The 23,113-nt window shown below is 50.7% G+C and carries 23 protein-coding genes; all 23 read left to right on the top strand.

The annotated features are described in order from the left end of the window. Positions 1 to 18 precede the first annotated feature (18 nt). The 23 genes from I4W93_RS11185 (at position 19) to I4W93_RS11075 (ending at position 23,073) form a co-directional block, all read left to right on the top strand. Positions 19 to 309: a putative holin gene (locus I4W93_RS11185; protein WP_205310839.1), complete on the top strand. Its 291-nt coding sequence runs from the start codon at positions 19 to 21 to the stop codon at positions 307 to 309. A gap of 2 nt (positions 310 to 311) precedes the next feature. Beyond that, positions 312 to 974: a transglycosylase SLT domain-containing protein gene (locus I4W93_RS11180; RefSeq protein WP_205310840.1), complete on the top strand. Its 663-nt coding sequence runs from the start codon at positions 312 to 314 to the stop codon at positions 972 to 974. Further along, a complete protein-coding gene (locus I4W93_RS11175) occupies positions 964 to 1,632 on the top strand; it encodes a hypothetical protein (protein WP_205310841.1) in 669 nt (222 codons plus the stop codon). The genes I4W93_RS11180 and I4W93_RS11175 overlap by 11 nt, the downstream gene beginning before the upstream one ends. After that, positions 1,622 to 1,996 (top strand): DUF2730 family protein, encoded by a 375-nt coding sequence (locus I4W93_RS11170; RefSeq protein WP_205310842.1) that lies wholly within the window; start codon positions 1,622 to 1,624, stop codon positions 1,994 to 1,996. The genes I4W93_RS11175 and I4W93_RS11170 overlap by 11 nt, the downstream gene beginning before the upstream one ends. Further along, a complete protein-coding gene (locus I4W93_RS11165) occupies positions 1,996 to 2,289 on the top strand; it encodes a winged helix-turn-helix domain-containing protein (RefSeq protein ID WP_205310843.1) in 294 nt (97 codons plus the stop codon). Before I4W93_RS11170 ends, I4W93_RS11165 begins: the two co-directional genes overlap by 1 nt. A gap of 1 nt (position 2,290) precedes the next feature. Beyond that, positions 2,291 to 2,872, top strand: a complete 582-nt coding sequence (locus I4W93_RS11160; RefSeq protein WP_205310844.1) for a phage protein Gp27 family protein — start codon at positions 2,291 to 2,293, stop codon at positions 2,870 to 2,872. Continuing rightward, entirely contained in the window at positions 2,869 to 4,407 is a 1,539-nt protein-coding gene (locus tag I4W93_RS11155; RefSeq protein ID WP_205310845.1) for a hypothetical protein, read from the top strand. Before I4W93_RS11160 ends, I4W93_RS11155 begins: the two co-directional genes overlap by 4 nt. Before the next feature lie 125 nt (positions 4,408 to 4,532). Beyond that, complete coding sequence (locus tag I4W93_RS11150) at positions 4,533 to 5,969, top strand: hypothetical protein (RefSeq protein ID WP_205310846.1); 1,437 nt, start codon at positions 4,533 to 4,535, stop codon at positions 5,967 to 5,969. Continuing rightward, a complete protein-coding gene (locus I4W93_RS11145) occupies positions 5,966 to 6,775 on the top strand; it encodes a phage minor head protein (protein WP_205310847.1) in 810 nt (269 codons plus the stop codon). Before I4W93_RS11150 ends, I4W93_RS11145 begins: the two co-directional genes overlap by 4 nt. 13 nt (positions 6,776 to 6,788) lie before the next feature. Continuing rightward, a complete protein-coding gene (locus I4W93_RS11140) occupies positions 6,789 to 7,298 on the top strand; it encodes a GIY-YIG nuclease family protein (protein WP_205310848.1) in 510 nt (169 codons plus the stop codon). Positions 7,299 to 7,376: 78 nt separating this feature from the next. Then, positions 7,377 to 7,619 (top strand): hypothetical protein, encoded by a 243-nt coding sequence (locus I4W93_RS11135; protein ID WP_205310849.1) that lies wholly within the window; start codon positions 7,377 to 7,379, stop codon positions 7,617 to 7,619. Beyond that, complete coding sequence (locus I4W93_RS11130; protein ID WP_205310850.1) at positions 7,619 to 9,862, top strand: phage major capsid protein; 2,244 nt, start codon at positions 7,619 to 7,621, stop codon at positions 9,860 to 9,862. The genes I4W93_RS11135 and I4W93_RS11130 overlap by 1 nt, the downstream gene beginning before the upstream one ends. Before the next feature lie 54 nt (positions 9,863 to 9,916). Next, the gene (locus I4W93_RS11125) at positions 9,917 to 10,531 is read left to right on the top strand and encodes a hypothetical protein (RefSeq protein WP_205310851.1); all 615 of its coding nucleotides are present in this window, start codon (positions 9,917 to 9,919) and stop codon (positions 10,529 to 10,531) included. Then, positions 10,528 to 11,034: an HK97 gp10 family phage protein gene (locus I4W93_RS11120; RefSeq protein ID WP_205310852.1), complete on the top strand. Its 507-nt coding sequence runs from the start codon at positions 10,528 to 10,530 to the stop codon at positions 11,032 to 11,034. Before I4W93_RS11125 ends, I4W93_RS11120 begins: the two co-directional genes overlap by 4 nt. Continuing rightward, entirely contained in the window at positions 11,031 to 11,462 is a 432-nt protein-coding gene (locus I4W93_RS11115) for a hypothetical protein (protein ID WP_205310853.1), read from the top strand. Before I4W93_RS11120 ends, I4W93_RS11115 begins: the two co-directional genes overlap by 4 nt. Before the next feature lie 9 nt (positions 11,463 to 11,471). After that, a complete protein-coding gene (locus I4W93_RS11110; RefSeq protein ID WP_205310854.1) occupies positions 11,472 to 11,627 on the top strand; it encodes a hypothetical protein in 156 nt (51 codons plus the stop codon). Next, positions 11,627 to 12,568, top strand: a complete 942-nt coding sequence (locus I4W93_RS11105) for a phage tail tube protein (protein WP_205310855.1) — start codon at positions 11,627 to 11,629, stop codon at positions 12,566 to 12,568. Before I4W93_RS11110 ends, I4W93_RS11105 begins: the two co-directional genes overlap by 1 nt. A 91-nt stretch (positions 12,569 to 12,659) precedes the next feature. After that, positions 12,660 to 13,088: a hypothetical protein gene (locus I4W93_RS11100; protein WP_205310856.1), complete on the top strand. Its 429-nt coding sequence runs from the start codon at positions 12,660 to 12,662 to the stop codon at positions 13,086 to 13,088. Positions 13,089 to 13,186: 98 nt separating this feature from the next. Further along, entirely contained in the window at positions 13,187 to 13,456 is a 270-nt protein-coding gene (locus I4W93_RS20530; RefSeq protein ID WP_205310857.1) for a DUF1799 domain-containing protein, read from the top strand. After that, a complete protein-coding gene (locus I4W93_RS11090; protein WP_205310858.1) occupies positions 13,453 to 19,314 on the top strand; it encodes a phage tail length tape measure family protein in 5,862 nt (1,953 codons plus the stop codon). Before I4W93_RS20530 ends, I4W93_RS11090 begins: the two co-directional genes overlap by 4 nt. Continuing rightward, positions 19,311 to 20,735, top strand: a complete 1,425-nt coding sequence (locus tag I4W93_RS11085) for a hypothetical protein (RefSeq protein WP_205310859.1) — start codon at positions 19,311 to 19,313, stop codon at positions 20,733 to 20,735. Before I4W93_RS11090 ends, I4W93_RS11085 begins: the two co-directional genes overlap by 4 nt. Continuing rightward, positions 20,732 to 21,571 carry a hypothetical protein gene (locus I4W93_RS11080; protein ID WP_205310860.1) on the top strand — a complete coding sequence of 280 codons (840 nt, stop codon included), beginning with the start codon at positions 20,732 to 20,734 and terminating at the stop codon, positions 21,569 to 21,571. The genes I4W93_RS11085 and I4W93_RS11080 overlap by 4 nt, the downstream gene beginning before the upstream one ends. Further along, the gene (locus tag I4W93_RS11075; RefSeq protein ID WP_224673394.1) at positions 21,571 to 23,073 is read left to right on the top strand and encodes a phage head spike fiber domain-containing protein; all 1,503 of its coding nucleotides are present in this window, start codon (positions 21,571 to 21,573) and stop codon (positions 23,071 to 23,073) included. The genes I4W93_RS11080 and I4W93_RS11075 overlap by 1 nt, the downstream gene beginning before the upstream one ends. Positions 23,074 to 23,113 lie beyond the last annotated feature (40 nt).

The following is a 23,113-nucleotide window of genomic DNA, read 5'->3' as shown; positions in this document are numbered from 1 at the left end:
TACTGCAGCTAGGTGCTTATGCCAACACTTCAATTACCCCGTTTATTTACCTGGATTATCCTGTCGCTGGCGCTTATTGCCGCCATTGCGTTTTTTAGTCCGCATCAGATGCCGCTGGTGTTGTACAAAGTGGCGTTGGTGTCGCTGGCCGCTGTGCTGGGTTACTGGCTTGACCGGGCGTTGTATCCGTATGACAGGCCGCATACTTACGCAGAAACCGGTGAAGACCTTGTTCCCCGTGGCTTAGCCATGCTGCGCCGGGCGCTGATTGTACTTGCCTGTGTGCTTGGCTTAACGCTAGGGTTATAGCAATGTTTAAATCGCGTACGCCATTACCACTTTTTATTTTTGTCTGGTTGATAGCAGTATTTTTGTTTTTTTGGGTAGTCGTATTGCTTTCAACGCGCCATGCCTGTGCAGCAGTACCTGAGGCCGCCAAAGCCCACCAGCGCACCTTAACCCGAACTGCTCATGCGTATTGGGGGTTAGATGCCCCAGTGGCTACGTTCGCCGCACAAATTCACCAGGAAAGCCGCTGGCATGTCGGAGCCAGGTCGCCCGTTGGGGCCGAGGGCTTGGCGCAGTTTATGCCGGCAACCAGCGAATGGTTTGCCAGTATTAACCCGCGCGATTTAACTGTTGCACAGCCTTACAACCCTGCCTGGGCGATGCGGGCCCAGGTAATGTACAACGCCTGGTTATATAAACGTATTACGGCAGCAGACGGCTGTAACAGGTTGGCCTTTACGTTATCTGCGTATAACGGTGGCCTTGGTTGGGTGCAACGTGACCAGGCGCTGGCGTCAGCTTCGGGGGCTGATGGGCTGGTGTACACGTCTGTTGAACCGTTTAATGCTGGTCGCTCACCGGCCAGCATTACTGAGAACCGCCACTACGTTAATGTGATTTTAAAACGCTGGCAGCCAATGTATGTAAAAGCCGGCTGGGGCCCAGGGGCGTGTTATGCCTTTTAAGCAATTTGCACCCTATATTCTGGGTGGGTTGGCCATAATACTGGTGGCATATGCCGGCGTAAACATTTCGTTGGCACAGCTTGATGCCATGAAAACCGCCAGCTATCAGGCCGGTTTTGCTGCAGCTGAAGCGAAGCAAGTAACTGCGCTAAATGTCGCCCTGGCAAAGCAGCAACGCCAGCTTGAAGCCGAATTTACCCGCAAGTTAACTACCGCCAATAACGCGAATGCCGCCATACGTGCTGAAAAACATGCCTTGGCGCAACGCGCGGCCAACCTTGAAAAGGAAATTGACTATGTCACGACGCATTACCGTGCTGGGCCGGCTGCCCAGCCTGAGCTTTTGCCTGCTTGCATCTTTACCACTGGTTTTGTTGGGCTGTACAACAATGCCATCGGAGCAACCACAGCAGTTGGTGGTGACACCATGCCCGCCAGTTCTGCCACTGGTGATACCCAGCGAACTGATAGTGCGACCAACACCGCCCCAACCACTACAACCGAAAACGACAAGCTGCGACCCAGCGGCGTTGCGCAAGCCGACATCCTGCAACACGTTGCCGGTTATGGTGCGCGGTGCTTGGCCATAGAAGCCCAGCTGAACGGACTTATCGATTACTTAGAAAACGAACAACGGAGAGACGCCAATGGAACCTAAGAGCTGGTTTTTAGAGTGGTGGCCAGTGCTGAGCTTTATTTTTATGGGTGCTATGGCGATAGGTGGCGTGTTAATGCGCCGCAGTTTTGTTAGCCAAGAGCAGTTAACGCCGCTAAATAACCGGGTGCAAACCATAGAGCAAACCTATGCCAAAGACCGTGAGCTGAATGAAATCAAGCTGCGCATGGAAAAACAGGAAGCATTAATAGATAACTTGCCTAACCGAGATTTGTTAGCGCAAACGCAGCTACAGCTAGCGAGAGTGGAGGCGCAGTGTAAACACCTGGAAGAAACTATAACCCGCATCGAGCGTCCGTTGTCACTGATGCTGGAAGCCAAATTAAACCGCAGGAGTAGCGATTGATGCGAGCAATTTTTGAAGCTGATCAGCGGTTGGTCATTTTGCGCAGCCTGAATGAGATCCAAGGTTATAGCGCCAACGACTCAATTCTAAACGATGTGCTGTATACCTTTGGCCACAACATTAGCCGCGATGCCGTGCGCACGCATATGCGTTGGCTGGAAGAGCAGGGGCTGGTAACTGTGCAGAAAATTGGTGAACGCACTTTGGTGGCCATTATTACCGAGCGCGGTGTAGACGTTGCTACCGGCAAAGCGCGGGTAGATGGCGTAAAGCGGCCAGGGCCAGGAGCTTGATATGACAAAGGGCACAAAAATTGACTTGCTGCCTGATGATATTAGGCAGCTATTTCACCAGCTGATTGACAGCAAGCGTTATACAAGCCAGCAAATAGCTGACATGGTAAATGCCGAGCTGGAGCAGTACAGCGGTGATACCGAGGTTGAGCGCATATCTAAAAATCTGGTATGGCGTGAAGCGAAAAAGATGGAAGAAGTGGCGGCCGATATGCGCCGCAGCCAGGAGTATGCCAAAGGGCTGGCAAACCAACTCAACCTTGAGAACCTTGGCGAACAAGGTGTGCTACTGCAGTCGATGCTAATGAGCGCCATGTTTAAAACTACTGCCCATGCCATGGCTGCAGCCACAGAAGACAGCCCCATTGATCCTGAAACCCTGGGCGATTTAGTACTGAGTATTCAGCGCTTGCAGCGCACTGCAAACTTTAGCGCAGTGCTGGAAAAACAAATTGAAGAGCGCACTATGATGAAAGCCAAAGCTGCAGCGGCAGAAGCAGCTGTTACTGCCGCCAAGAAAGCCGGTGTGGGTAGCGGTAATGTTGAGCTTATCCGCGCCGCTATTGCCGGAGCCAGGCTGTGATCCAAACAGAAAAAACACCCGTCGCAGCGGGCGTAAGCGCCGCGCTGCTATTGCCATACCAGGGCGATTGGATTTACGACCCTGCGCCGGTAAAAATCAGCGAAAAAAGCCGCCGTATAGGCATGAGCTGGGGTGAGGCGGCAGATGCCGCGCTTATAGCCTGTGCGGAAAAAGCGGCTGGCGGCATGGATGTTTGGTATATCGGCTACAACAAGGACATGGCCAAGGAGTTTATCCGTGATGTTGCCGCTTGGGCAAAAGCCTACAACGTGGCCTGTGGCGACGCCACAGAAGAAATCCTGGTGGATGAAAACAAAGACATTCTTACCTATGTGGTTTACTTCGCCAGTGGTTTTAGGGTAACGGCGCTTAGCTCCCGGCCCAGTAACCTACGGGGTAAACAAGGCTGCGTCATTATTGATGAGGCGGCGTTCCATGACGATTTGGAAGGGCTGATTAAAGCCGCTATGGCCCTGCTGATCTGGGGCGGGAAAGTACGGATTATCAGCACCCACAACGGAGAAGATAACCCGTTTAATATCCTTATTAAAGAATGTAGGGCAGGTAAAAAACCGTACTCAGTACACCGGGTTACCTTTAGAGACGCGCTGCGCCAGGGGCTGTACAAACGTATTTGTCAGCAAGCAGGCAAGCCGTGGACGCAGGAAGCTGAAGATGCCTGGGCTGATGAGATGTATGCGTTTTATGGTGATAACGCGGCTGAAGAGCTGGACGTAATACCGTCTGCAGGCGGTGGCGCCTATATCAGCCGTATTCTGGTTGAACGTTGCCAGGCCGATGGTATTCCTGTGCTACGTATTGAGCGTTCTGATGGCTTTGTGGAGCAGAATAACCGGCTGGAAGATATTAAGCAGTGGTGTGACGATAACCTAAAACCGCTGATTGATAATATGCCTGGGCTTAGAACCGTATTTGGGCAGGACTTTGGTCGCTCTGGTGACTTGTCGGTAATGTGGTTGCTACAGCAACATGGCCCGTTCGATTGGCGCACCCCGTTTATTCTTGAGTTGCGCAATATTCCGTTTGATTGTCAGCAGTTGATCCTGTTTTACATTCTGGACAGTGTGCCGCTGTTTTTTCATGCCAAATTTGACTCGCGCGGTAACGGCCAGTCACATGCTGAGGCTGCGTTACAACGATATGGCTCACACCGCGTTGAGTGCGTAATGCTGTCGTTGCCTTGGTACAACGAACACTTCCCTAAATACAAAGCTGCGCTGGAGTCCCGATATATCTCACTGCCTAAGTCTGAGGACATTGTTGCCGATCATCGGCGGGTGATCTTGATAAAAGGTCAGCCGAAAATGGACGACAAGCACGACAAGGGCTCCGACGGTAAACAGCGTCATGGTGACACCGCCGTTTCGGGTGTATTGGTATGGGCTGCTGCAAATGAAGAGGGCGAACCCGCAGCTGGCGCCCAGGTACCGCCGAAACCTATCCGCGAAACCTTTAAACCCGAAAAACTACGCTATCGGCAAACCGCTGGCGGGCTGTTCCGCCGGGCTAGCTAAAACGCGCTGTAAGCGATTTTAAGCGGGCGTACAGGAATTTGTGTGGGTAGGTTTAACTAAGGGCGTGCTAAACGCGCCTGACAAAACGTAAATGCTTTACGTCTGATTTGATTAAGGAGGCCACCGTGGCTTTTTGGGATACGTGGTTTAAAAGTGAAAACACCCCTGAGCAGGAGCCTGTGCGCCTGGTGGAAGCAGCCGGTGCCAATATTGCCGATGATACCAGCGGCTGGACAAAGCTCAGCAGCGACAACAACCGCGATTTAGGCCCGGTTAAACGCCAACGTATGCAAAAAGTATCGGCTTATTTGTGGCAAAGTAACTTAATTGCCAACCGGCTGATAGAACTGCCGGTGGCGTACTTGTTAGCCGAAGGGGTAAAGCTAACTAATGCCGAGCCTGACTACCAGGCGGTGCTGGATAAGTTTTGGAAAGACCCGATCAATGACATGGAAAACAAGCTCGAGAAAAAGGTGCGTGAGCTGGCGCTGTTTGGCGAGCAGTTTTACCCGGCTTTTGTCAACGAACATACCGGCCATGTGCGCTTGGGTTACCTTGATCCGGCCAGGGTGCAGGACGTGATTTTTGACCCGGATAACCCGGAGCAACCTATAGGCGTGGTAACCCACCGTGATGCCAAGGGCCGTTACCAGCGCTACCGCACTATTATAAACGGCCCCGAGGACGTATTTACCCAGCGCACTCAGGCAATACGGGCACAGTTTAGCGACGGTGATTTGTTTTACTTCAACATTAACGCTTTTTGTAACCAGGGCCGTGGTCATGGCGATTTAACTGCCCAGGCAGATTACCTGGATTTATACGACGAGTTTTTATTTGGTGAGGGTGAGCGTGCCCAGGCATTGCGAGCTTTTGTATGGGACGTAACGCTTACCGGCGCCGACCAGACTGAAGTTAACCGGCGTGCTGCTGAAATTACCCCGCCCGGGCCAAACTCGGTAAATGTACATAACGACCGCGAAAAGTGGCAGGCGCAAAGCCCAACGCTTAATAGCGGCGATACCGAGGTAATTGGCAAGCTGTTTAAAAACCATATTCTGGCCGGGGCTACCATGTCGCCACACTGGTTTGCCGATGGCAGTGACGTAAACCGCGCAAACGGCGAAAGTATGGGCGAGCCCACACTAAAAATACTTACGCTTCGCCAACGTAAAATTAAGAATATGCTGGTAACAATAGCCACCTATGCGCTGCGCCAGTATGAAATAGCCAATGGCCATGGCGAGCCTGAGCTTAACGGCAACGTGTATTGGTCTGACGTGGAGTTCCCGGAGTTAACTGCTAAAGACACCAGCCGCTTTGCTGCGGCCCTTGGGCAAGTGGTGGGTGCTCTGGTTATGGTGATTAACGAGGGGCTAATGACAGAAGAAACAGCCCTTAAAATTGTGGCCAGTATCAGCGGCCAGTTGGGGGTGGCGTTTGATGCTGTTGACGAGCTTTCAAATGCTAAAAAGGCTTTTGATGAAAAGAAAAAAGAACAGGCCAAGCGTGATGCGTTCCCTGGTTTAAAAACAGACGACATTGAGCAGGATGCCGCATGACACCCAGCGAACGGCGTAAAGCGTTTAATGCAGAGTTACGGGCGCAGATAAAACGCCGTCAGCAGTTGCAGGTGCACTTGTACGACGACATTATTACGCTATTGGAAAAGGCGCTAATGGCTTTGGATACGCAGCTAGCGCAGCTGCCCACTGAATACCAGGTATGGCATATTCAGCAGATGCAACAGAACATCGAACGCACTTTGCTGGACATCGGCGCCGACGCGGCCGTTAAAGTGCGTGATGGTGCCAACGCCGCCTGGCAGGCCGGCATAGATTTAGTGGATGCGCCATTAAACGCGGGTGGGGTTAACCTTGCTGGCCGGGTACAGGCTGTTAACGTGCAACAGCTGGAGGCGATAAAGTCGTTTATGGTTGATAGGGTATCTGATATCAACATTGTTGCGGCGCAGAAAATTAAAGAGCAACTTGGCTTAGTCGTGGTTGGCGTAAATGACCCTTACAAAGCCCGAGCTGCCATAGCAAAGTATTTAGAGGGTAATGCCGCCAGCCGCGCAAAAACGATCGTACAGACTGAACTGGGCCGTTTGTATTCTACCGCTAACCAGGAGCGTATGGCGCAGGCGCAAAAAGCGGTACCAGGCTTAAAGAAAAAATGGCGGCGTAGTAATCGCAAAGATCCTCGCTCCAGCCATGCCGCAGCACATGGCCAGACACAACCCGTTGACCAACCCTTTAACATTGGTGGTATATTGATGATGTACCCGCATGACCCAGCTGCACCTCTTGAGGAAGTGATCAACTGCGGTTGCAGCCAGGTACCGCATATGGATGAATGGCCATGAGGTTGAAGATTAAATGCCGGTTTACTTTATTGCAGAAGATGAAAATCCCGATTATTCGGCTTTAAGAATAAAGATAGGTTATAGCCAGGATGTTGAAAAAAGAGCTCGACAACTTCAGACCGGCAGCCCCTATCACTTGAAACTTATGGGGGAGATCCGGTTACCTGAGTTGGAAGCAAAGCGGCTAGAGAGAGCATTACATAAGCAGTATGCGGAATATCGTGTTATCGGAGAGTGGTTTGCGCTGGATCCCAGTGATGTAATCAATATTCTTAAACAGAATTCAACCTTTGCTTATATCGCGACCAGTGATGATGCTTTTGAAATTGCTGGTTATGATAGAGATGCGATACCTGAATTAATTGGGGCTTGGCAGTGGGGCGATGTTGAGTATGAGGAGTTTTGTCCAAGCTGCGGATGGGCATGTGGGTTAACCTACTCTGAAAACGTCGGTACCGATTTATGCCTAGACTGTGGCTTCATGCTAATTGATGATAGCCCTGACTACGATGAGTTTTCTTAAAACCCTTTAATTTAAGCTAAACGCTATACCCGCCACACTTCGCTTGTTCGTTACACAAAACAACAAGCGGAGTGCCCCATGTCTGAAAATACCCCAACCTTTAGCCGTATTGATGCTGCCAAGGCAGTAAAGCGCAAAGCGATTGAGCTGGTAACCGATCCCAAAACCAAAAAGCCCGTTTTTGAAAAAGACGGCACCGTGAAAACCAAAGACACTTTAGTGGAGGTTAGCGCTGACGAAGTGCTGGATTTCGCTGTGCGTGATGGTTTGGTCACCGTTGTTACCACTGACGGCCAGAAACTGACTGGTAAGGTGGCGTAATGACTATCCGGGTGCTGCAACGCCAGCAAGGGATACTTGGCAATGTTGCTTTGCGTGAAGCAAAAGCGGGTGAGCTGGGCGACATTATAATGATGGTGCGTGAAGCACTAGCCAAGCACCTAAGCAAAGAGTGGGTGGATCTGGTATCCATTTTTGCCAACAAAGCAGTTGTTGCACAGGGCGGCCGTTTCATTAGTTACAGCTATGAACTGGCAGAAGACAACGGCATAACCATTAGTAACCCGGTTGAAGTTGTGCGCGATTTTGTGCCTGCCGGTGTTACCCAGTTAACTGAAGCCTGGGGTAGCGACAGTATCTTTATTGAAAGTGTCGATAAAGCCGCGGGCAGCAAGTTCTTAATTACCGTCATTGAAGCCGGTATTTCCTACAACAACACCAATTACCCCGCTGCTGTGCTGCGCGAGGCTACGCCATTGTTTAATGGTGCCCGTGTATTCGTGAAAAGCGATGACGAGCACTTAAAAGGCCAGGGTAAATCCTTTAACAACCTTATTGGCCAGCTTACTAAACCTCGCTTTGTAGAAGCTGCTGGTGGCAAAAAGCTTGGTGCCATTCAGGCCACGCTGGAGCTGTTAAAAACCGCCGGTGATGTTAGCGACAAAATGGTGGAAGCCGTAGAACGCGGTATGACCGAGCTATTCGGCTTTTCAATTGACTGCGATGGCACGGCAAAACAGGCCGGTAAGTTGCGCGAAGCCAAACAAATTCAGCGTGTGAATTCAGTAGATTTAATTATTGAGCCAGGTGCCGGTGGTCGTGTGATCCGCATGGTTGAGGCGAAACAACCCCAAGAGGACATTAATATGACGTTGCTGCAACGTATGCTTGAGGCGATTACCCGCCAAAACCCAGCCCTGTTAAAAGGTCTGGATCAAGAAAATGAAGATGCTGTATTGGCAGCATACCGTGAAGCGGTAGCTGTTAAGCCAGAATCTGGTGACGGTATTAGCAAAGATGAGCTTAACCAGGCGTTAAAAATGGTTGAAGCTCGTGCTTACGCTAAAACCGCGATTACTGCCAGTAAGTTGCCCGCCCCGGCGCAAGAGCGGCTGCAGGCGCAGTTCTCTGGCCAGGCAAACTTTACTGAAGCGGCGGTTGACGAAGCTATTACGGCCGAACGCACTTACCTTGGTAAATTTACTGAAAGTGGTAAACCGATGATGCCCGAAGGTGGCCCGCGTTATGGCGATGCACCTAATGCAGCACAGCTATTGGCGGCGTTTTTTGACCCGAAAGATCGCGCGGTGCAGTCGTTTAAAGAGTGTTATATCGAGATTACCGGCGACAAACTGGTAACCGGCCGTTTAGACAAGTGTAGCCGCAGCCGCATGGTTGAAGCGCTCGATAGCAGCAACCTGGGCAATGTGTTGGGCGAAGCCATGCACAAACGCATGATTGAAGAGTACAACCAGCCGGACCAGTATGAGATTTGGCGCGAAGTGGCCAAAGTAACCCCGGTTAGCGATTTCCGCAACCAGGAGCGGGTGCGCTATGGCGGTTATGGCGATTTGCCGGTGGTGGGTGAGAGCGGTAACTATAACCCGCTTACCTCGCCAACTGACGAGAAAGCCCAATTTGCGGTGTCAAAACGCGGCGGTACCGAAAGCGTTACGCTGGAAATGGTGAAAAACGATGATGTGGGCGTAATTTTAGATATTCCCCGCAAAATGAGCCGCGCGGCCAAGCGCACGCTTAGCAAGTTTGTGCTGGATTTTCTGCGCACCAACCCAGCGATTTACGACACCAAGGCGTTTTTCCATGTTGATCATGCCAACCTGCTCACCACTGCATTATCTACAGCCAGTTGGGCTGCAGCCCGTTTAGCCATGATTAAGCAAACTGAATTTGGTGCTGCCGGCGAACAGCTTGGTATTGCACCACGTTTGCTGATGGTACCGGCAGATTTGGAAGAGGCCGCTTACGACCTGTTCCGCCGTGATACCAACAACGACGAAACCTTTACCCAAAGCCAGAAACCGAAAATATTGGTGCCCTGGTATTGGACAGATCCTAACGACTGGGTAGCGATGGCGGATAAAAACGATATTCCGTCTATTGAAGTGGGCTTCCTTGATGGCCAGGAAGAGCCGGAAATGTTTGTCCAGGACAACCCAACAGTAGGCAGCTTGTTCACCAATGACACTATCACTTACAAGATCCGGCACATTTATGGCGGTGTGGTGAAAGACTTCCGTGGTGCGGTTAAGTCGGTAGTGGCGTAAGCGCCCCATATGGAACGGGGCAGGGATGCCCGCCCTTATTAAGTTGGAATCGTGATGAACCAGGCAGAATTAACACAACTTACCCAGGCGTTAACCCGTGATGATGTGGCGGTGTTAACTGCTGATGATTACGCGCAAGCGTTAAGCCTGGCTGTTGCCAGATACAGCAAGGACAAGCCACGCCAGGATGATGCTGTCGTAAATGTAAGTGACGGTTTGCTGCCACTGCCCGCCGCCTGGCAGGCTGATTTTAGCCAGCTAGTGCAAGTTTATTCAGTACCAGGTTATGACGAACTCACCGCCAGGCAATTACCCGGTGATGTGTTAAAGCTGGCCGGCTACAGCGGCGATGTGCATGTGTATTTTACGCTGGCACACACGTTGGACGGTATTGAACAAACGCTGTGGGCCGGTGATGCCGAGTTTTTGGCAACATACGCCGCAGCACTTTGCTGTGAGCAGTTATCTGCTTATTACAGCAATGAAGCGCAAAGCACTATTGCTGCCGATGTTACCCAGCAAACCAGCAAGGCAGAGCTTTACCGCAGCCTGGCAAAAGAGTACCGCCGCCGTTACGACAGCCAGGTTAAACCTGTTAGCAGCATAACTGCCGGCAGCGGGTTGAGCGCCGGCACTGTTGTTACCTGGGGTAGCCGGAGGCGCAAATGAGCGTTGCTAAGTTAAGTGTTGAGCCAAAAGGCTTTGCTGAGCTTGCAGCCCTGTGGCAGCAAGCCCCTGAGTTGTTTGAGGCTGAACTTTACGCTGCTGCAGAAGAGAGCGCCATGCTGGTGCAGCGCGAAGTAGTAGAGCGAACCCCCATGGGCGCCCAGAACTTTTTAGGTCGCAGTATTCAGGCCGAGCAAACCGTAGTGTTTGAAGGTGGTGTGAGTACGGTGGTGGGTACCAGCTTAAGTTATGCCGTACCAGTCGAACTTGGCACTAAACCGCATTTCCCGCCACTGCAGCCCTTAGCAGAATGGGCTGAGGTAGTGTTGAAACTGGATGCAGAAGAGGCGCAGCGCGCGGCCTTTGCCATTGCCAGAAAGATTAGCCAAAAAGGTACTGAAGGGCGCTTTATGTTCCGCGATGGCTTTAAGGCCAGTGAGCCGTACATTCGTCGCCGTTTTGCTAGGGCAGTTGCCAACATTAAAGCACAGCTGGCGGCACTATGAGCGAATTGCGCAACGCCTTGCTTGCCCGCTTGCAGAGCCTGAATTTAGGTGTGCTGCATAGCTTTGAGCGCTATAGCACCCGCACCAAGGAACTGGCGGATTGTTACCAGTTTGAAGGGCGGCTACAGGGCGGCTTTTTACGCCGGCCAGCGGCAAAAGTGCTGGCGGGTGGTAGTAGTGGCAACCGGCAACGGCAGAGCTTTGAACTGGTGCTGTTCAGAAGCTGGCAAGACGGCGACGCCAGCCAGCTGCTGTTCGATGAGCAATTAGATGCATTAATGGCAGATTTTACAAATAACCATCGTTTAAACGGCTGGAGCTGTGTAGATGGTGAAAGATTGGGTTTTGAATTAGTGCGAAATGAGCCGGCTATGTTTGCCGGTGTGTTAGTGCACTACGCCGTATTACGCATAAGTTTCAGCCGTTAGGAGGCAATGATGAGTAAAGAGAAACCGGTACCGGCAACAACCGATGTTGCCTCGCAACCAGCCAGCAAAAAAGCGGTTGACGTTGTGCATACCGATAACAGCAAAAATGGCTATTTGGCAGCACGCCGGGCAGCCAGGGCTAAAGCGAACAAAGGAGCCAACTAATGGGCGAGCGTATTTATGAGCAGGATACCTGCGTATTAGCCGCAGTTGAAACGGTATACGGTACCGATGCAGCACCGACTGCTGCAGCGAATGCGATGCGGGTTAAAGCAGATTTAACGCTGCATGATGGTGACCAGGAAGACCTGGAGTTTGATGCCGGACGCGGTGGTAGTAAAGGTGCGGTACAGCGCAACAAGCGTGTAACAGGCTCTATGACGGCGTATGTTGCAGGCTCTGGCGCTGTGGATACGCCACCGGCCATTGGTCCACTGCTGCAAATGTGTGGTTTAAAGCCAACCATCACTGCTACTGAGAAAGTGGTCTACGCCCCGGTATCGACCAACCATGATAGCTGCACTGTGCATGTGTTTCGCGGCAAGCTAAAACACCCAATGTTAGGCGCACGCAGCAGCGTTGATATTTCACTGGGCCCGGATGCGCTGCCTAAATTTACCTTTAACAGCATTATCGGCCTATTTGCTGACCCAACCCAAGTCGCCAGTTTTCAGAATGCGGATTTTAGCCAATTTGAAAATCCGCTGGTGACAGATCCGGTATCCATTACCAAGATGCAGCTGTTTGGCCAGGACATCAATATGTCCTCGATGACGTTCAAGCTGGGTAATACCGTGACATACCGCGCTGTAACTAATGATGAGTCTGTGCAGATCACGCAGCGCCGGCCACAAGTTGAAATCACTTTTGAAGAGCCGTTAATCAATGATTTTAACTGGTGGAATAAGGTGAGTACCTACGGCACGCTGGCCTATCAGATTGGTGAAGATGTTACGGACGCCGGACAGATATTTGAACTGGCGATCCCAAACCTGCAACTGCGCCAACTGAATACCACCATGATAGACGGTATCAGCCATCTTGTTATGACGTTGGATGTGGTGCCGACAGCACGCGACAACGACTTTGAAATGATATTCCGTTGATCCAATAGAACCCTAATAACACAACCGCCGCATCAGGGATGAGTCAGGGGCACGGATGCCCTCAACCTAATCTGAAAGAGAGTTACTTATTATGAAATTCAATATCACCGATTTAGCAGCACAGAAGTTTAAGGCAATGGTACTGGTATCGCTTCCAACAGAAGAGCTGGATAAAGACGGCAACACCGTTTATGCCAAAGCGCGTTTTGTAGGCTTATTTCGTTGTGTGCCAGTTGAGACGGCTAAAGCGCAATTGACTGAGTTGACCAGGCTGCAAGAAAGCGGTGATTCGCTAAAGGCGATTGAGTCGGCTGGTAAGCAAATAGAAGAGTATTTCCTTGGGTTTGAAGCGGCGCCAGGTGAAGAATTGCCTTTTGTTGATTCAGAAGGACAAGTGCTGGCGAATACGCCTGCCAACGTGAAATTGCTGCTGAATAGTAAAGAGGTCCGCGATGCCGTTCAGCAAAGCTGGCAAGACGCACGTAATAAAGACGTACTGGCAAAAAACTCAAGGAAGTAGCGAGCTGGTGGGCAACTGGCCGGTCCGCAACGGATGTTAAGCGGTGTGCTGAAGCGCTTGAAGCTGCCGGTGCACCGCCGGAGATTGTTCAGAGAACGTTGTCAGAGCGAACCCAAAGCCCTGACATACAACCTGCCAATCAGCTGACCGTCCATTTGTTTTTTAAAGCCGTTACACAGTGGAACTATGCCGGAATGGCCGGCGCACGAACAGGGCTTAACTATCAGGCTGTGGAGCTAAGGGCCAACAAAGTACCAGACTATGTTGCTTTAACGTTGGAACTGCAAGACCTGGTTTGGAATGGCATTCAAATTATGGAAGCTGAGTGCTTAACCGTGTGGAATCAGCAGAGTAAACAATCTCGATGAGTGATTTATCGTTAGCGATTAAGCTGACCACTGAAGGCGGTCAGATCGTTGTGAAAGAACTGGCGCAAATTGGTCAGTCCGCTGGCGATACCAGTGATAAGTTAAACAGCACTAACGCTGCAGGCCAGTCTGCAGCAAAAGGCTTCGATAGTGCGACCAAAAGCGGCGCGTCGTTAAATAACCAGATGTCCTCATTGCGCGGGATGCTGGGAATGGTAGCTGGAGCCTTTGGTGTATTTAGTGCCAGTTCCTTCTTTAAAGGGGTTATTGACGAAGCTGAGCAGCTGCAGCGCAACATGCTTCGGACGCAAGCTGTAATCAATGCAACTGGCCAAGCTGCCGGATTTAGTGCTGAAGAACTGCACAAGCAAGCCCGCGAATTAGCCTTGGCCACACTTCAATCAACTGAAGGCGTAATGCATGCGCAACAAGTACTGCTGTCGTATAGCAGTATTGCCAGTGATGTATTTAGCCGGGCCATTGAAACTGCAACAGATTTATCTACTTTAATTGGCGGTTCGCTTAACGGTTCTTTGGAAATGCTGGCGAAGACGTTGGATAACCCTATTGAAGGGATTAATGCAATGCGACGCCAGGGGATTTATTTCACTGATGCGCAGCAAAATGTCATCAAGTCACTTATTGAAACTAACCGGCTTGCCGATGCGCAGCGACTTATTCTGGATGAGCTGGCGGGGCAGTTTGGCGGTATAGCTAAGCAGGAAGCGCTAGGGCTGAGCGGCGCCTATGACACCTTAAACCAAGCGATCCAGGAATCTAAACTTGCAATTTCGGATCAGTTAGACACCAATGAAAAATTGGCTGTCATCGTTAATGATCTCGCGACGGCGGTATTTTCATTTAATGATGCCTTAAAAGCGGGTGAGTTGGATGATTACTTAGATACGTTAGCGTTAGCGACTAAAGTAACGCTGGCGTTGCTTGCTGCCAAATATGGTGCCGCTGCGGCGTCAGCAGTTTGGGCTGGGGCGATGTCTGTAGCAACCGCAGCCAGCGCGGCATTTTCTGCACAAAACGCATTAACCACTAAATCTCTTTTTAGCTTTGCAAATGCTGCGAATGTGGCAGTTTCGGCTTTTATCGGTTGGGAGATTGGCAGCTATTTACGTAACGAGTTTGCTGTTGTCGAAAAAGCAGGTATTGCCTTGGCTGCGGGCATTCACAAAGTGCTGGTTTGGATAAAAGGGCATTTTGAGTCTTTAGCTGAGTCAGTCAAATATGCGCTGACCCATCCGCTCGATTTTGCCAAAGAAAAGTTTATTGATTACCTGCAGTGGCTAACGGGGTTAGGTAGTAAAACATTAGGGATGCTTGGGCTAGATGGCGTTTTTGATGAGCTCAATGGCAAGCTTGACGGCTATCGCTCTACCTCAGCTGTTGAGCATAAATCTGCCTTAGAGGATATCAAATCGCAGACGGCAGCAGAGCTGAAGCAGATTGATGCCATATATGGCGAAATGTTCACGAATGTTGCTGAGGGTTCTGCCAGAGCTGCGAAGTCGGTAAAGAGTATTCCCACTAAGGTACCTGCTCCGACATTAGATGAACCGGCTGAAGAGGTTGGTGATTTTAATAAAGCATTATTAGCGCTGTACAACACACAGAAGTTGAATGCTGAAGCGGTTGACACCTATGGACGAGCGCTAACCGGAATTGACCTTGAGTTGTTCAAAACGCAGTTTAAAGAAGTCACCGACTTACCTGAAAATGCCTCTGAGGCAATCCGCCTTTTTGTTAAAACTGCTGAAGATGCGGCAAAAGTGACTGCTGCAGATGAAGTGCTTAAAAGCCTACAGGAAGAAACTGCACTATTAGCTGAGCGTCTTAAGGTAGGCGAAAAAGAGTATGAAATTCAAAAGGCGCTGGCGGCGTTAAAAGGCACAGATCCAGCGGTACTGGAAGCAATAGAAGCCGAACTGCGTTTACGCCAGGAACTGCAAAGCCAAATTAGCATCAGCGAGGAAATCAGTTCGGGGGCGTTTAACAAAACCCTGGACGAAATGACGGCGCTAACATCCGCAGGCGAAAGTTTTGGCGATGCATTAACTCAAGCGTTTGGCCGTGTGGCACAGCAGATTGATGGCATGGCTGCTGCCCAGGTCAACTATAACCAAAAACTGGATGAGCTGAAGAAAAAGCGCAAGGAAGTGGAAGCGCTGGAAGAGGGCGATCCAAAACGAGCCAAAGCGCTAATTGATATTAAGAATAAAGAAGCGGCGTTAACTAAAGAGAACTTTCAAGCCCAGCTAGGCCAGTTTGCTGCCTTAAGTGGTGCGGCCAGCCAAATGTTTGGTGAGCAAAGCAAAGAGCGGGAAGCGTTACATAAGCTGGAAATGGCGTTTGGTGTGGCAGAAATTGCCATGTCACTGCAAAAAGCCGGTGCCAATGCGTTAACGGCGATTACCAGTGCATTTAGTGCACCGTTTCCGCTGAACTTTGCTGCCGGTGCCGCAATGATTGCGATTATGGCGGGCCTGGGTGTATTTAGCGGTGGCAGTTCTGCAAGTGTGCCCAGTGCGGCTGACCGCCAGGCTGGCCAGGGTACCGGCACTGTATTTGGTGATACTGATGCGAAGTCGGAATCTATCGCTAATGCGCTGGAGCGTATTGAATCACTGGAGCTAGACCAATACGGCGAACTGCGTGAGATTAACGCAAATATTAAATCGCTTTCAGCGGGTATTGCTAATCTGGCCGTTAGCCTGGTGGGCAATTACGGCAAGTTTAATGAAGACAATTATTCCGGCGAGCTGGGCACCGTTAAGCGTTTTGGCAACCAAAGTGCTATTGATTTTATGCATTTGCAAGACCAAATTTTTGGCGGCGTGATTGGTGCGGTTGATAAGCTACTGGGCGGCGCTTTGTCTGACATTGCAGGCAGCATTATTGGTGGTATCAGCAAAACCACTAAAAAGCTGCTCGACTCTGGCATTAGCTTTGATGCCCAGGAGCTGGGCGAAATATTAGCCACTGGCCTGGTTGAGGGTAGCTATTACAACGTTATAGAAACCACCAAGCGCAAGCTGTGGGGCCTGAGCAAAAAGACCAAACAAAACACCGAATACACTGACCTGGACAACGCCCTGGAAGCCGAGTTTGGCCGCATTTTTGCCAGCATTGGTAACTCTATTACTGCTGCCGTGGATATGCTGGGGCTAGATACCACCAAGCTGCTGGCCAACTTTGTTATCGACTTGCCGGCGCTAAGCTTTAAAGACCTTAGCGGCGACGAGATACAAGCCGAGCTGGAAGCCATTTTTAGTGCCCAGGCCGATTTGATGGTGCAATACCTGGTACCGGCGATCGGCGAATACCAGCAAATGGGCGAAGGGTTGTATGAAACCTTGATCCGCGTTGCCCAGGAGCAGGCTGTATTTAACGCACAGATGGATGCACTGGGGCTGCAACTTAGCCGCTTTGGTGATATCGCCGCTGATACCCAGATTGCTATTGCGCAATCAATCATTGAGTTGATGGGCGGTATTGAAGAATTCCGCGATGCGACGGCGCAGTACTTCAGCAGCTTTTATAGCGAAGCGGAACAGTTTGAGTATTTAAGCAGTTCACTGGCCCAGGCCATGAGTGATTTAGGCGTATCGCTGCCGGCAACACGGGACGGTTTTAAAGCGCTGATTGATGGTATTGACCTGACGACCGAGGCCGGCCAGGCATTGTATGCCGCGCTGATGGCGTTGGTGCCAGGATTGGACGAGTACTTTAAAGCCATGGAGCGGCAAACCGAGGCAGCAGAAAAAGCCGCCGAGGCTGAACGTAAACTGGCAGAGCAACGCGCAGCGTACAACGCAGGTAACGCTAATGAGCTGGCACGCTTTGATATGAGCCCGTTACAGCTGGCGATAGACGATTTAAACGAGTGGTACCAGAACGCTATAAAAGAAGCCGAAGAGCTGGGCGCGGACACTGGCCTGTTAACCTCTATTTACGCCAGACGCAAAGAGAACCTGGCAGAAAAGACCCTGCAGCAAGCAATTGACACCGCCAACAACGCTATGACCCGCTTAGTTACCGACTACGAGCGCGCCAGTGGCGCATTGCAAAGCACGCTGCAGCAGCAAACTAATGCCATAAACGGCATGGTTAACAGCATCGCAGGCACTATCAGCAGCATACAGCAGACATTACCTGGTTTTGATAATGTGGCGTTTTTACGTGGCCGGGTATCAGAATTAGCTGGTGGCGTGGGCAGCGGCAGCATTGATGAGCAGTTAAGCAAAGCCGGCGAACTGCAGCAGGCCATTCAGGCGCGCTACAACGCTGAGCTTGCAGCAAACCGCGACCTGCAAAACGCTGCGCAAGGCCGTTATGATGCGCTGGCATCTGAACTAAGCACACTGCAAAGTGATTTTGAAAGCGCGGGCGCTGCACTGCGTGATGCGTTTGACCAAGTAGTTGAGCGTATTGCCGGCGCAGCTAAATCGGTGGCACAAACCGCTGCGCAAATTCGCTTATCAATGCCCGGTGCCGATGCGGCAGGTTATTACAGCAGCCTGGTAAGCAGCTTACGCGGCCAGCTGGGCGGCGGTGATATTGATAGCCAGTTAACATTGGTTAGTGAACTACAAAACGCAATACAGGCACGCTATAACGCTGAGCTGCAGCAGCTTGAGCAAGTGCAGCAAGTGGCTGATGAGCAGTATCAACTGCAGTTAGACCAGTACAACACGGCGTTAAGCACGTATCGAGAGCTGGCCAAAGCGGCTGAGGCGCTGCGCGATGCGGCTGCAGCACTGCAAATTGGTGATTTATCGCCATTAACTACCGGCGAACGCCTACGCGAAACCCAAAGCCAACTGCAACAAGCGATGCAAAACGCATTAAGCGGCGACGCGGGCGCGTATGGTGATGTGCAACAGCTGGGGCAGCGCTATTTAGAACTGGCCCGGGATTTTAACCCCGCTAGTTACCAGGGCGCATTTGACTATATAACTGGTTTATTTGACCAGCTGGGCGGCACCACCTTTGCTGAGCCCACCGCGCCCCGGCCGCATGCGGACACAACGCGATATGAGCAGGAGCAAATTAGCCTGGCGCAGGCGGCACTGGCAGAGCTGGCACAGCTGCAGCAGTTTACCCAGGCATTGGAATCTACGGCCGCTAACACGTTACATAACGATTTAACCGCGTTAGAAAGCACCTATAACGCTAATACCACTTTAGTAAATGCCCAAATGCAGCAGCTGCAAGACGAACTTGCAGCGCTGGAGCAACAGCAAATTGTGCTTGCCCAGGCCGCGATTAGTGAGCTTGCAGCACTGCAGTCGACTGTGGCCGGCCTGCAAACGCTGGCAAATACGGAGTATGCGGCAGGTGTTGAGGAATTAAAGGCCCAGTTTGCGCAGGACTCTGCAGCTATAACGGCCTCGTTTGAAACGAGCCTGGCTGAGTTAACAGACTTGATGCCGGCAGAAACTGATCGTGTTGTCGCTAAGCTGCAAGAGCAGATAGATGCACTTTATCAGATGGGTACCGACATTACCGGCGCTATACGCGAAACGCCGGCACAAACTCCTGATGTAGTGGTAAACGTGCCAGAAATTGTGGTACCGCCGGTTGTATTTCCGCCTGAACTGATTGACCCCATTATCAAGCGGCCGCCGGATGGGATTTATCCTGATCCTAATCCGATTTTAAGCGACATACGCAACGAGTTGCAGCAACACCGGCAGCAGCGCGACGAGATAGCGGCTAGCCACAGAATGCTGTACGAGCAACAGCTAGAGCAGCAACGGCAGTTGACCCTGGTTACAGAGCGTTTTGGCCGTGAAATTGTGGATTTAAGCAACGAGCAGCTTGCTAACCGGAGGGCTATTGCATGACGTATGAGCAATGGTTAGCAACCCCTGGGCTGTATCGATGCGTGCTGGTAGAGCTGGATTATATCGATGCCGGCATTGCGAAAAGCGCCTATTTTAGCAGTGCCGCTTTTGTGAGTGCCGGCACAGATAGCCCAGCACATACAGCGTATGACCCGTTTGTTATCGGCGGTATGGATTTTGAGCGCAGCCTGGCAGAAGTGTTTACCGGCGCTACCAGCACCCGCACTGCAGATGTTGAGCTGGTTGCGATACCCGCCACCGCCTGGTTGGCCGGGGCCAATGTAGCGGGCCAGGCTATACGTATTTATTTAGGCGATAAAGCCTGGCCAAAGGCCGATTTTGGGCAAGTTATTACAGGCATTTGTGACGGCATTTGGCCAGATGCCAACAGTGTGCGGATCAAGTTTAAAGACATGGCCAAAGCACTGCAGCAGCCGGTACTAACCAGCCGGCACACAAGTGGTAATGCCGATGGCGAACTAAAACCGCTTTGCTTAGGGCGTTGCTACAACATTAGCCCGCAGCTGACCGATGCCGGCAGCCACATCTATATGTTTAACAGCGTAGCCAGTGAGGCAGTAAGCGCTGTGCGTTTTAATGGTGATGTTGTTGCGCCGGCGGATTACACGGTGGATTTAGCCGCCGGTACCATTACGTTTAGCGTGTTTCCTGTTGGCGATGTAACGATGGACGTCGACGGTGCCAAAATAGCCGGTACCTGGCTGCAATCTGCCAGCCAAATTATCGGCTATTTGTGTGACCGGGTTGGCATTACTGCGGACATTAGCGGTTTACCAGGCTATCAGCTGGGGCTGTATTTAACTGACGACACCCAATTAAGTACTGCGCTGGACGACATTTGTGCCAGCGTGGGCGGCTACTGGCTGTTTGACCGCCTGGGCCAGTTTACATGCCGCGCGTTTAACGGTGTGCCAGTAACACAAACTGCCGCCATTACCGACGACCAAAACCTGTACGCCAGCCGCACGCCGCGCCGGCGTATAACAGCGCTGCATGAGTTAACCCTGGGCTATGCCCGCAACTGGACGCCACTTAGCACCATAGCTGCCAGCATCTATGAAAACACGCCAGACGTTGCAAAGCGCTTGGCTAGTGAAGAGCAAACAGTAACGCAGTCAGCCCCAGCCGTGCTTACAGCCTATGCTGACGCGCAAACGCTGACAGTCAGCACATTAATAGTGTCTGAAGCTGATGCAAACACCGAAGCCACCCGGCGTATGGCGTTGAGTGCTGCGCCGCGCTATGTATACGAAACCCAGCAATTAGCGGCGCCCCTGCAGTGGCAACTGGGCGACGGCGCCACGCTACAAACGCCCGGTACCAATGGCAGTGATGCCGTAATAACCAAACTGGCGGAAAACCCGCTAAAAGGAGCAGTACGCGTGGAGTTTTGGCAATGAGCAATGTGCGCATGGTGATCATCAATGAATTTGATAGTGCGACGGTTGCACAAAGTACCGGCACGGCTGTAGCGACACTGCCGGCGACAAACATGCAGGTGTACAACAACAGCCGCATTTGGCGCAGTTTAACAGTGGCTAGCTCAGTGCTGCAGGGTAATTTCGCTGATATTAAACTCATCAGCGCTTTTGTGCTGTGGCGACACAATTTAACTAACGCGGCAACGATACAACTGCAGCTATACGACAGCGCCGACCAGGCCGGCACAGTGGTGTACGACAGCGGCGAAATTCCAGCAGTGCAGCAGATTGCCTTTGGTGATTGGGATTGGCGAGTGCAACCTGTGGTGGCCAGTGCACTGGATGACTGGGCGGTACGTTATAGCCAGATATGGTTTGCTGCAGTGTTTGCCGCCAGCTATAAAATCACCATTAAAGACCCGTTAAACACCACTGGTCAGCTCGATGCAACGCGCATTTATATGGGGCGCCATTTTGAGCCAGCAGTTAATTTCAGCTATGGCCGCCAGTGGCAGCTAGGTAGTAATGCACAGCAACTGCGCACCGATGATGGTTCACTGTTTACAAGTCAATCGCCAACATGGCGCACCAGTCAATTTAGCCTGGATTATATCGACGAAGGCGACAGGGCCGCGTTAATTACCGCCTTACGTTACGCCGGTACCAGCCGCGATTTTTTTATCAGTTTATTCCCGGAGCATGGCGGGCAAAAAGAGGTGGAAAACTCTTTTGCCGCCAAGTTCAAACAGCAACCCGCAATTACAAATTCAGCTTTTAACAATTACAAATTCCCGCTAAGCGTGGAGGAATGCTAATGCAAAAATTACCCGTACCAAATATCACGCTGGAAACTCAGGACCAGGGCAGCGTGTTTCAGACCAAAATGAACAGCTTGGCTAATGCATGTAAGACAGCAGTGCAGGCATACAACAACCAGATCGATGCTGCGACGACTGCTGAACAGTTCAGTGATGCCGCACAGCAAGCTTTGGCTGATGCTGATGTGACGCCGATATTGCGACAACTTAATTTGCTAACCATTGAAACTCCATCTATTAGCTTAGATTTTCAGCACGGGCACTATTTTGCTTATGTGGCTGGAGCCGGTGTAAATCGCTATCAACTTAGCGAACTGATGCAAACAGTAAGGGATACACCTGCTATAAGTAACGGTTTGTTAGGATTTGAAAACATCCCCTCACATACTCCCATGATTGAGGTGGACCCTGTATCACGTGAGATAATAGGACTTAAGTCAGCAGCTGTTAGGGTTAATAAACTACTAAAATCTAATAATTTTGCAGACTCTAAATGGGTTAAGAGCGGAGTTACAACATCTGAGTTAACTGCAACGCCATTGATAGAAGGCGCAAAAATCTGGAAAATCAGTGAAACCTCGGTTTTTGGCGTGCACTATATAACGCAAAGTATTTTATTAGAAGCTAATAAAATATACACAATTGTGGTGGTAGCAAAAGCAGCAGAACGCCAACAATTATCCTTGCAAACATCATCTACAATTAACTGGCTCGCGTCCAAATCTTCCAGAGTTAACTTGCTTGATTCTACCGTAATTGACGGTGAGGGTAAGGCTACCCAATTATATGATGGCTTTACCGAATTTTCCTTAACTGCTCAGTTCGGTTCCGTCGGTGGCAATGGTGGCGTTAATCTCTATTTGTCAAAAGATGGAGTGAACTCATACCAGGGTGACGGTGTTAGTGGTATTGAAATTTTTACAGTTGATCTAGTAGAGGGGCCAATTGCAGGTCCTCCGATAATCACTGACACCACTTCTTTAGCGACTTCATCAGATAAGCATTCTCTACCTGTGACTCACAGAGGCAGTTTTACTATCTATGGTGAATTTATAATTTACGATTTTCCGGTCGATACTTTTGCAGCCATATGTCGCCTTGCTGACGCTGACAATACCTCAACACGTGGGGCGGCTATTAGGATTGGCCGAACTTCTGGAGGTACCATTACAGCTGCTGTAGCAGTAAGGGGAGCCGACGGCATACTAACGTCTATCCCTGCGACGAATCAGAGTGACCTCAGGATAGGCATTAATAGACTTGCTATGTCGTTTGATGCTTTGAGCAACGAATTATCAATATCATTAAACGGAGTTACAAATAAAAAACAGGTTGATAGCGCAGATTTTTTAGAACTTTACGCAACTCATTTATATCCTATAAGCCGTATTAATATCACTTCAAGTAACACCAATCCAGAAACAGTACGATGTAGGCGTTGTATATTTTGGCCCTACACACTGAGCACCGAATCTCAAAACAAGTGGACGTTAATATGACAATACGAGTTGTAAGCACCGATCAAAGTGGCTGCCGAAT

The organism is Rheinheimera maricola (assembly GCF_016918075.2).
In the GTDB taxonomy this organism is placed as follows: Bacteria; Pseudomonadota; Gammaproteobacteria; order Enterobacterales; family Alteromonadaceae; genus Alishewanella; species Alishewanella maricola_A.
The sequence above is the reverse complement of the archived record's forward strand: the minus strand, read 5'-3'. Positions and strand labels throughout refer to the sequence as shown.

Coding starts and splice junctions, on each gene's coding strand:
- I4W93_RS11185 (WP_205310839.1), top strand. CDS start 19: ATGCCAACACTTCAATTACCCCGTTTATTTACCTGGATTATCCTGTCG.
- I4W93_RS11180 (WP_205310840.1), top strand. CDS start 312: ATGTTTAAATCGCGTACGCCATTACCACTTTTTATTTTTGTCTGGTTG.
- I4W93_RS11175 (WP_205310841.1), top strand. CDS start 964: ATGCCTTTTAAGCAATTTGCACCCTATATTCTGGGTGGGTTGGCCATA.
- I4W93_RS11170 (WP_205310842.1), top strand. CDS start 1,622: ATGGAACCTAAGAGCTGGTTTTTAGAGTGGTGGCCAGTGCTGAGCTTT.
- I4W93_RS11165 (WP_205310843.1), top strand. CDS start 1,996: ATGCGAGCAATTTTTGAAGCTGATCAGCGGTTGGTCATTTTGCGCAGC.
- I4W93_RS11160 (WP_205310844.1), top strand. CDS start 2,291: ATGACAAAGGGCACAAAAATTGACTTGCTGCCTGATGATATTAGGCAG.
- I4W93_RS11145 (WP_205310847.1), top strand. CDS start 5,966: ATGACACCCAGCGAACGGCGTAAAGCGTTTAATGCAGAGTTACGGGCG.
- I4W93_RS11140 (WP_205310848.1), top strand. CDS start 6,789: ATGCCGGTTTACTTTATTGCAGAAGATGAAAATCCCGATTATTCGGCT.
- I4W93_RS11135 (WP_205310849.1), top strand. CDS start 7,377: ATGTCTGAAAATACCCCAACCTTTAGCCGTATTGATGCTGCCAAGGCA.
- I4W93_RS11130 (WP_205310850.1), top strand. CDS start 7,619: ATGACTATCCGGGTGCTGCAACGCCAGCAAGGGATACTTGGCAATGTT.
- I4W93_RS11125 (WP_205310851.1), top strand. CDS start 9,917: ATGAACCAGGCAGAATTAACACAACTTACCCAGGCGTTAACCCGTGAT.
- I4W93_RS11120 (WP_205310852.1), top strand. CDS start 10,528: ATGAGCGTTGCTAAGTTAAGTGTTGAGCCAAAAGGCTTTGCTGAGCTT.
- I4W93_RS11115 (WP_205310853.1), top strand. CDS start 11,031: ATGAGCGAATTGCGCAACGCCTTGCTTGCCCGCTTGCAGAGCCTGAAT.
- I4W93_RS11110 (WP_205310854.1), top strand. CDS start 11,472: ATGAGTAAAGAGAAACCGGTACCGGCAACAACCGATGTTGCCTCGCAA.
- I4W93_RS11105 (WP_205310855.1), top strand. CDS start 11,627: ATGGGCGAGCGTATTTATGAGCAGGATACCTGCGTATTAGCCGCAGTT.
- I4W93_RS11100 (WP_205310856.1), top strand. CDS start 12,660: ATGAAATTCAATATCACCGATTTAGCAGCACAGAAGTTTAAGGCAATG.
- I4W93_RS11090 (WP_205310858.1), top strand. CDS start 13,453: ATGAGTGATTTATCGTTAGCGATTAAGCTGACCACTGAAGGCGGTCAG.
- I4W93_RS11085 (WP_205310859.1), top strand. CDS start 19,311: ATGACGTATGAGCAATGGTTAGCAACCCCTGGGCTGTATCGATGCGTG.
- I4W93_RS11080 (WP_205310860.1), top strand. CDS start 20,732: ATGAGCAATGTGCGCATGGTGATCATCAATGAATTTGATAGTGCGACG.
- I4W93_RS11075 (WP_224673394.1), top strand. CDS start 21,571: ATGCAAAAATTACCCGTACCAAATATCACGCTGGAAACTCAGGACCAG.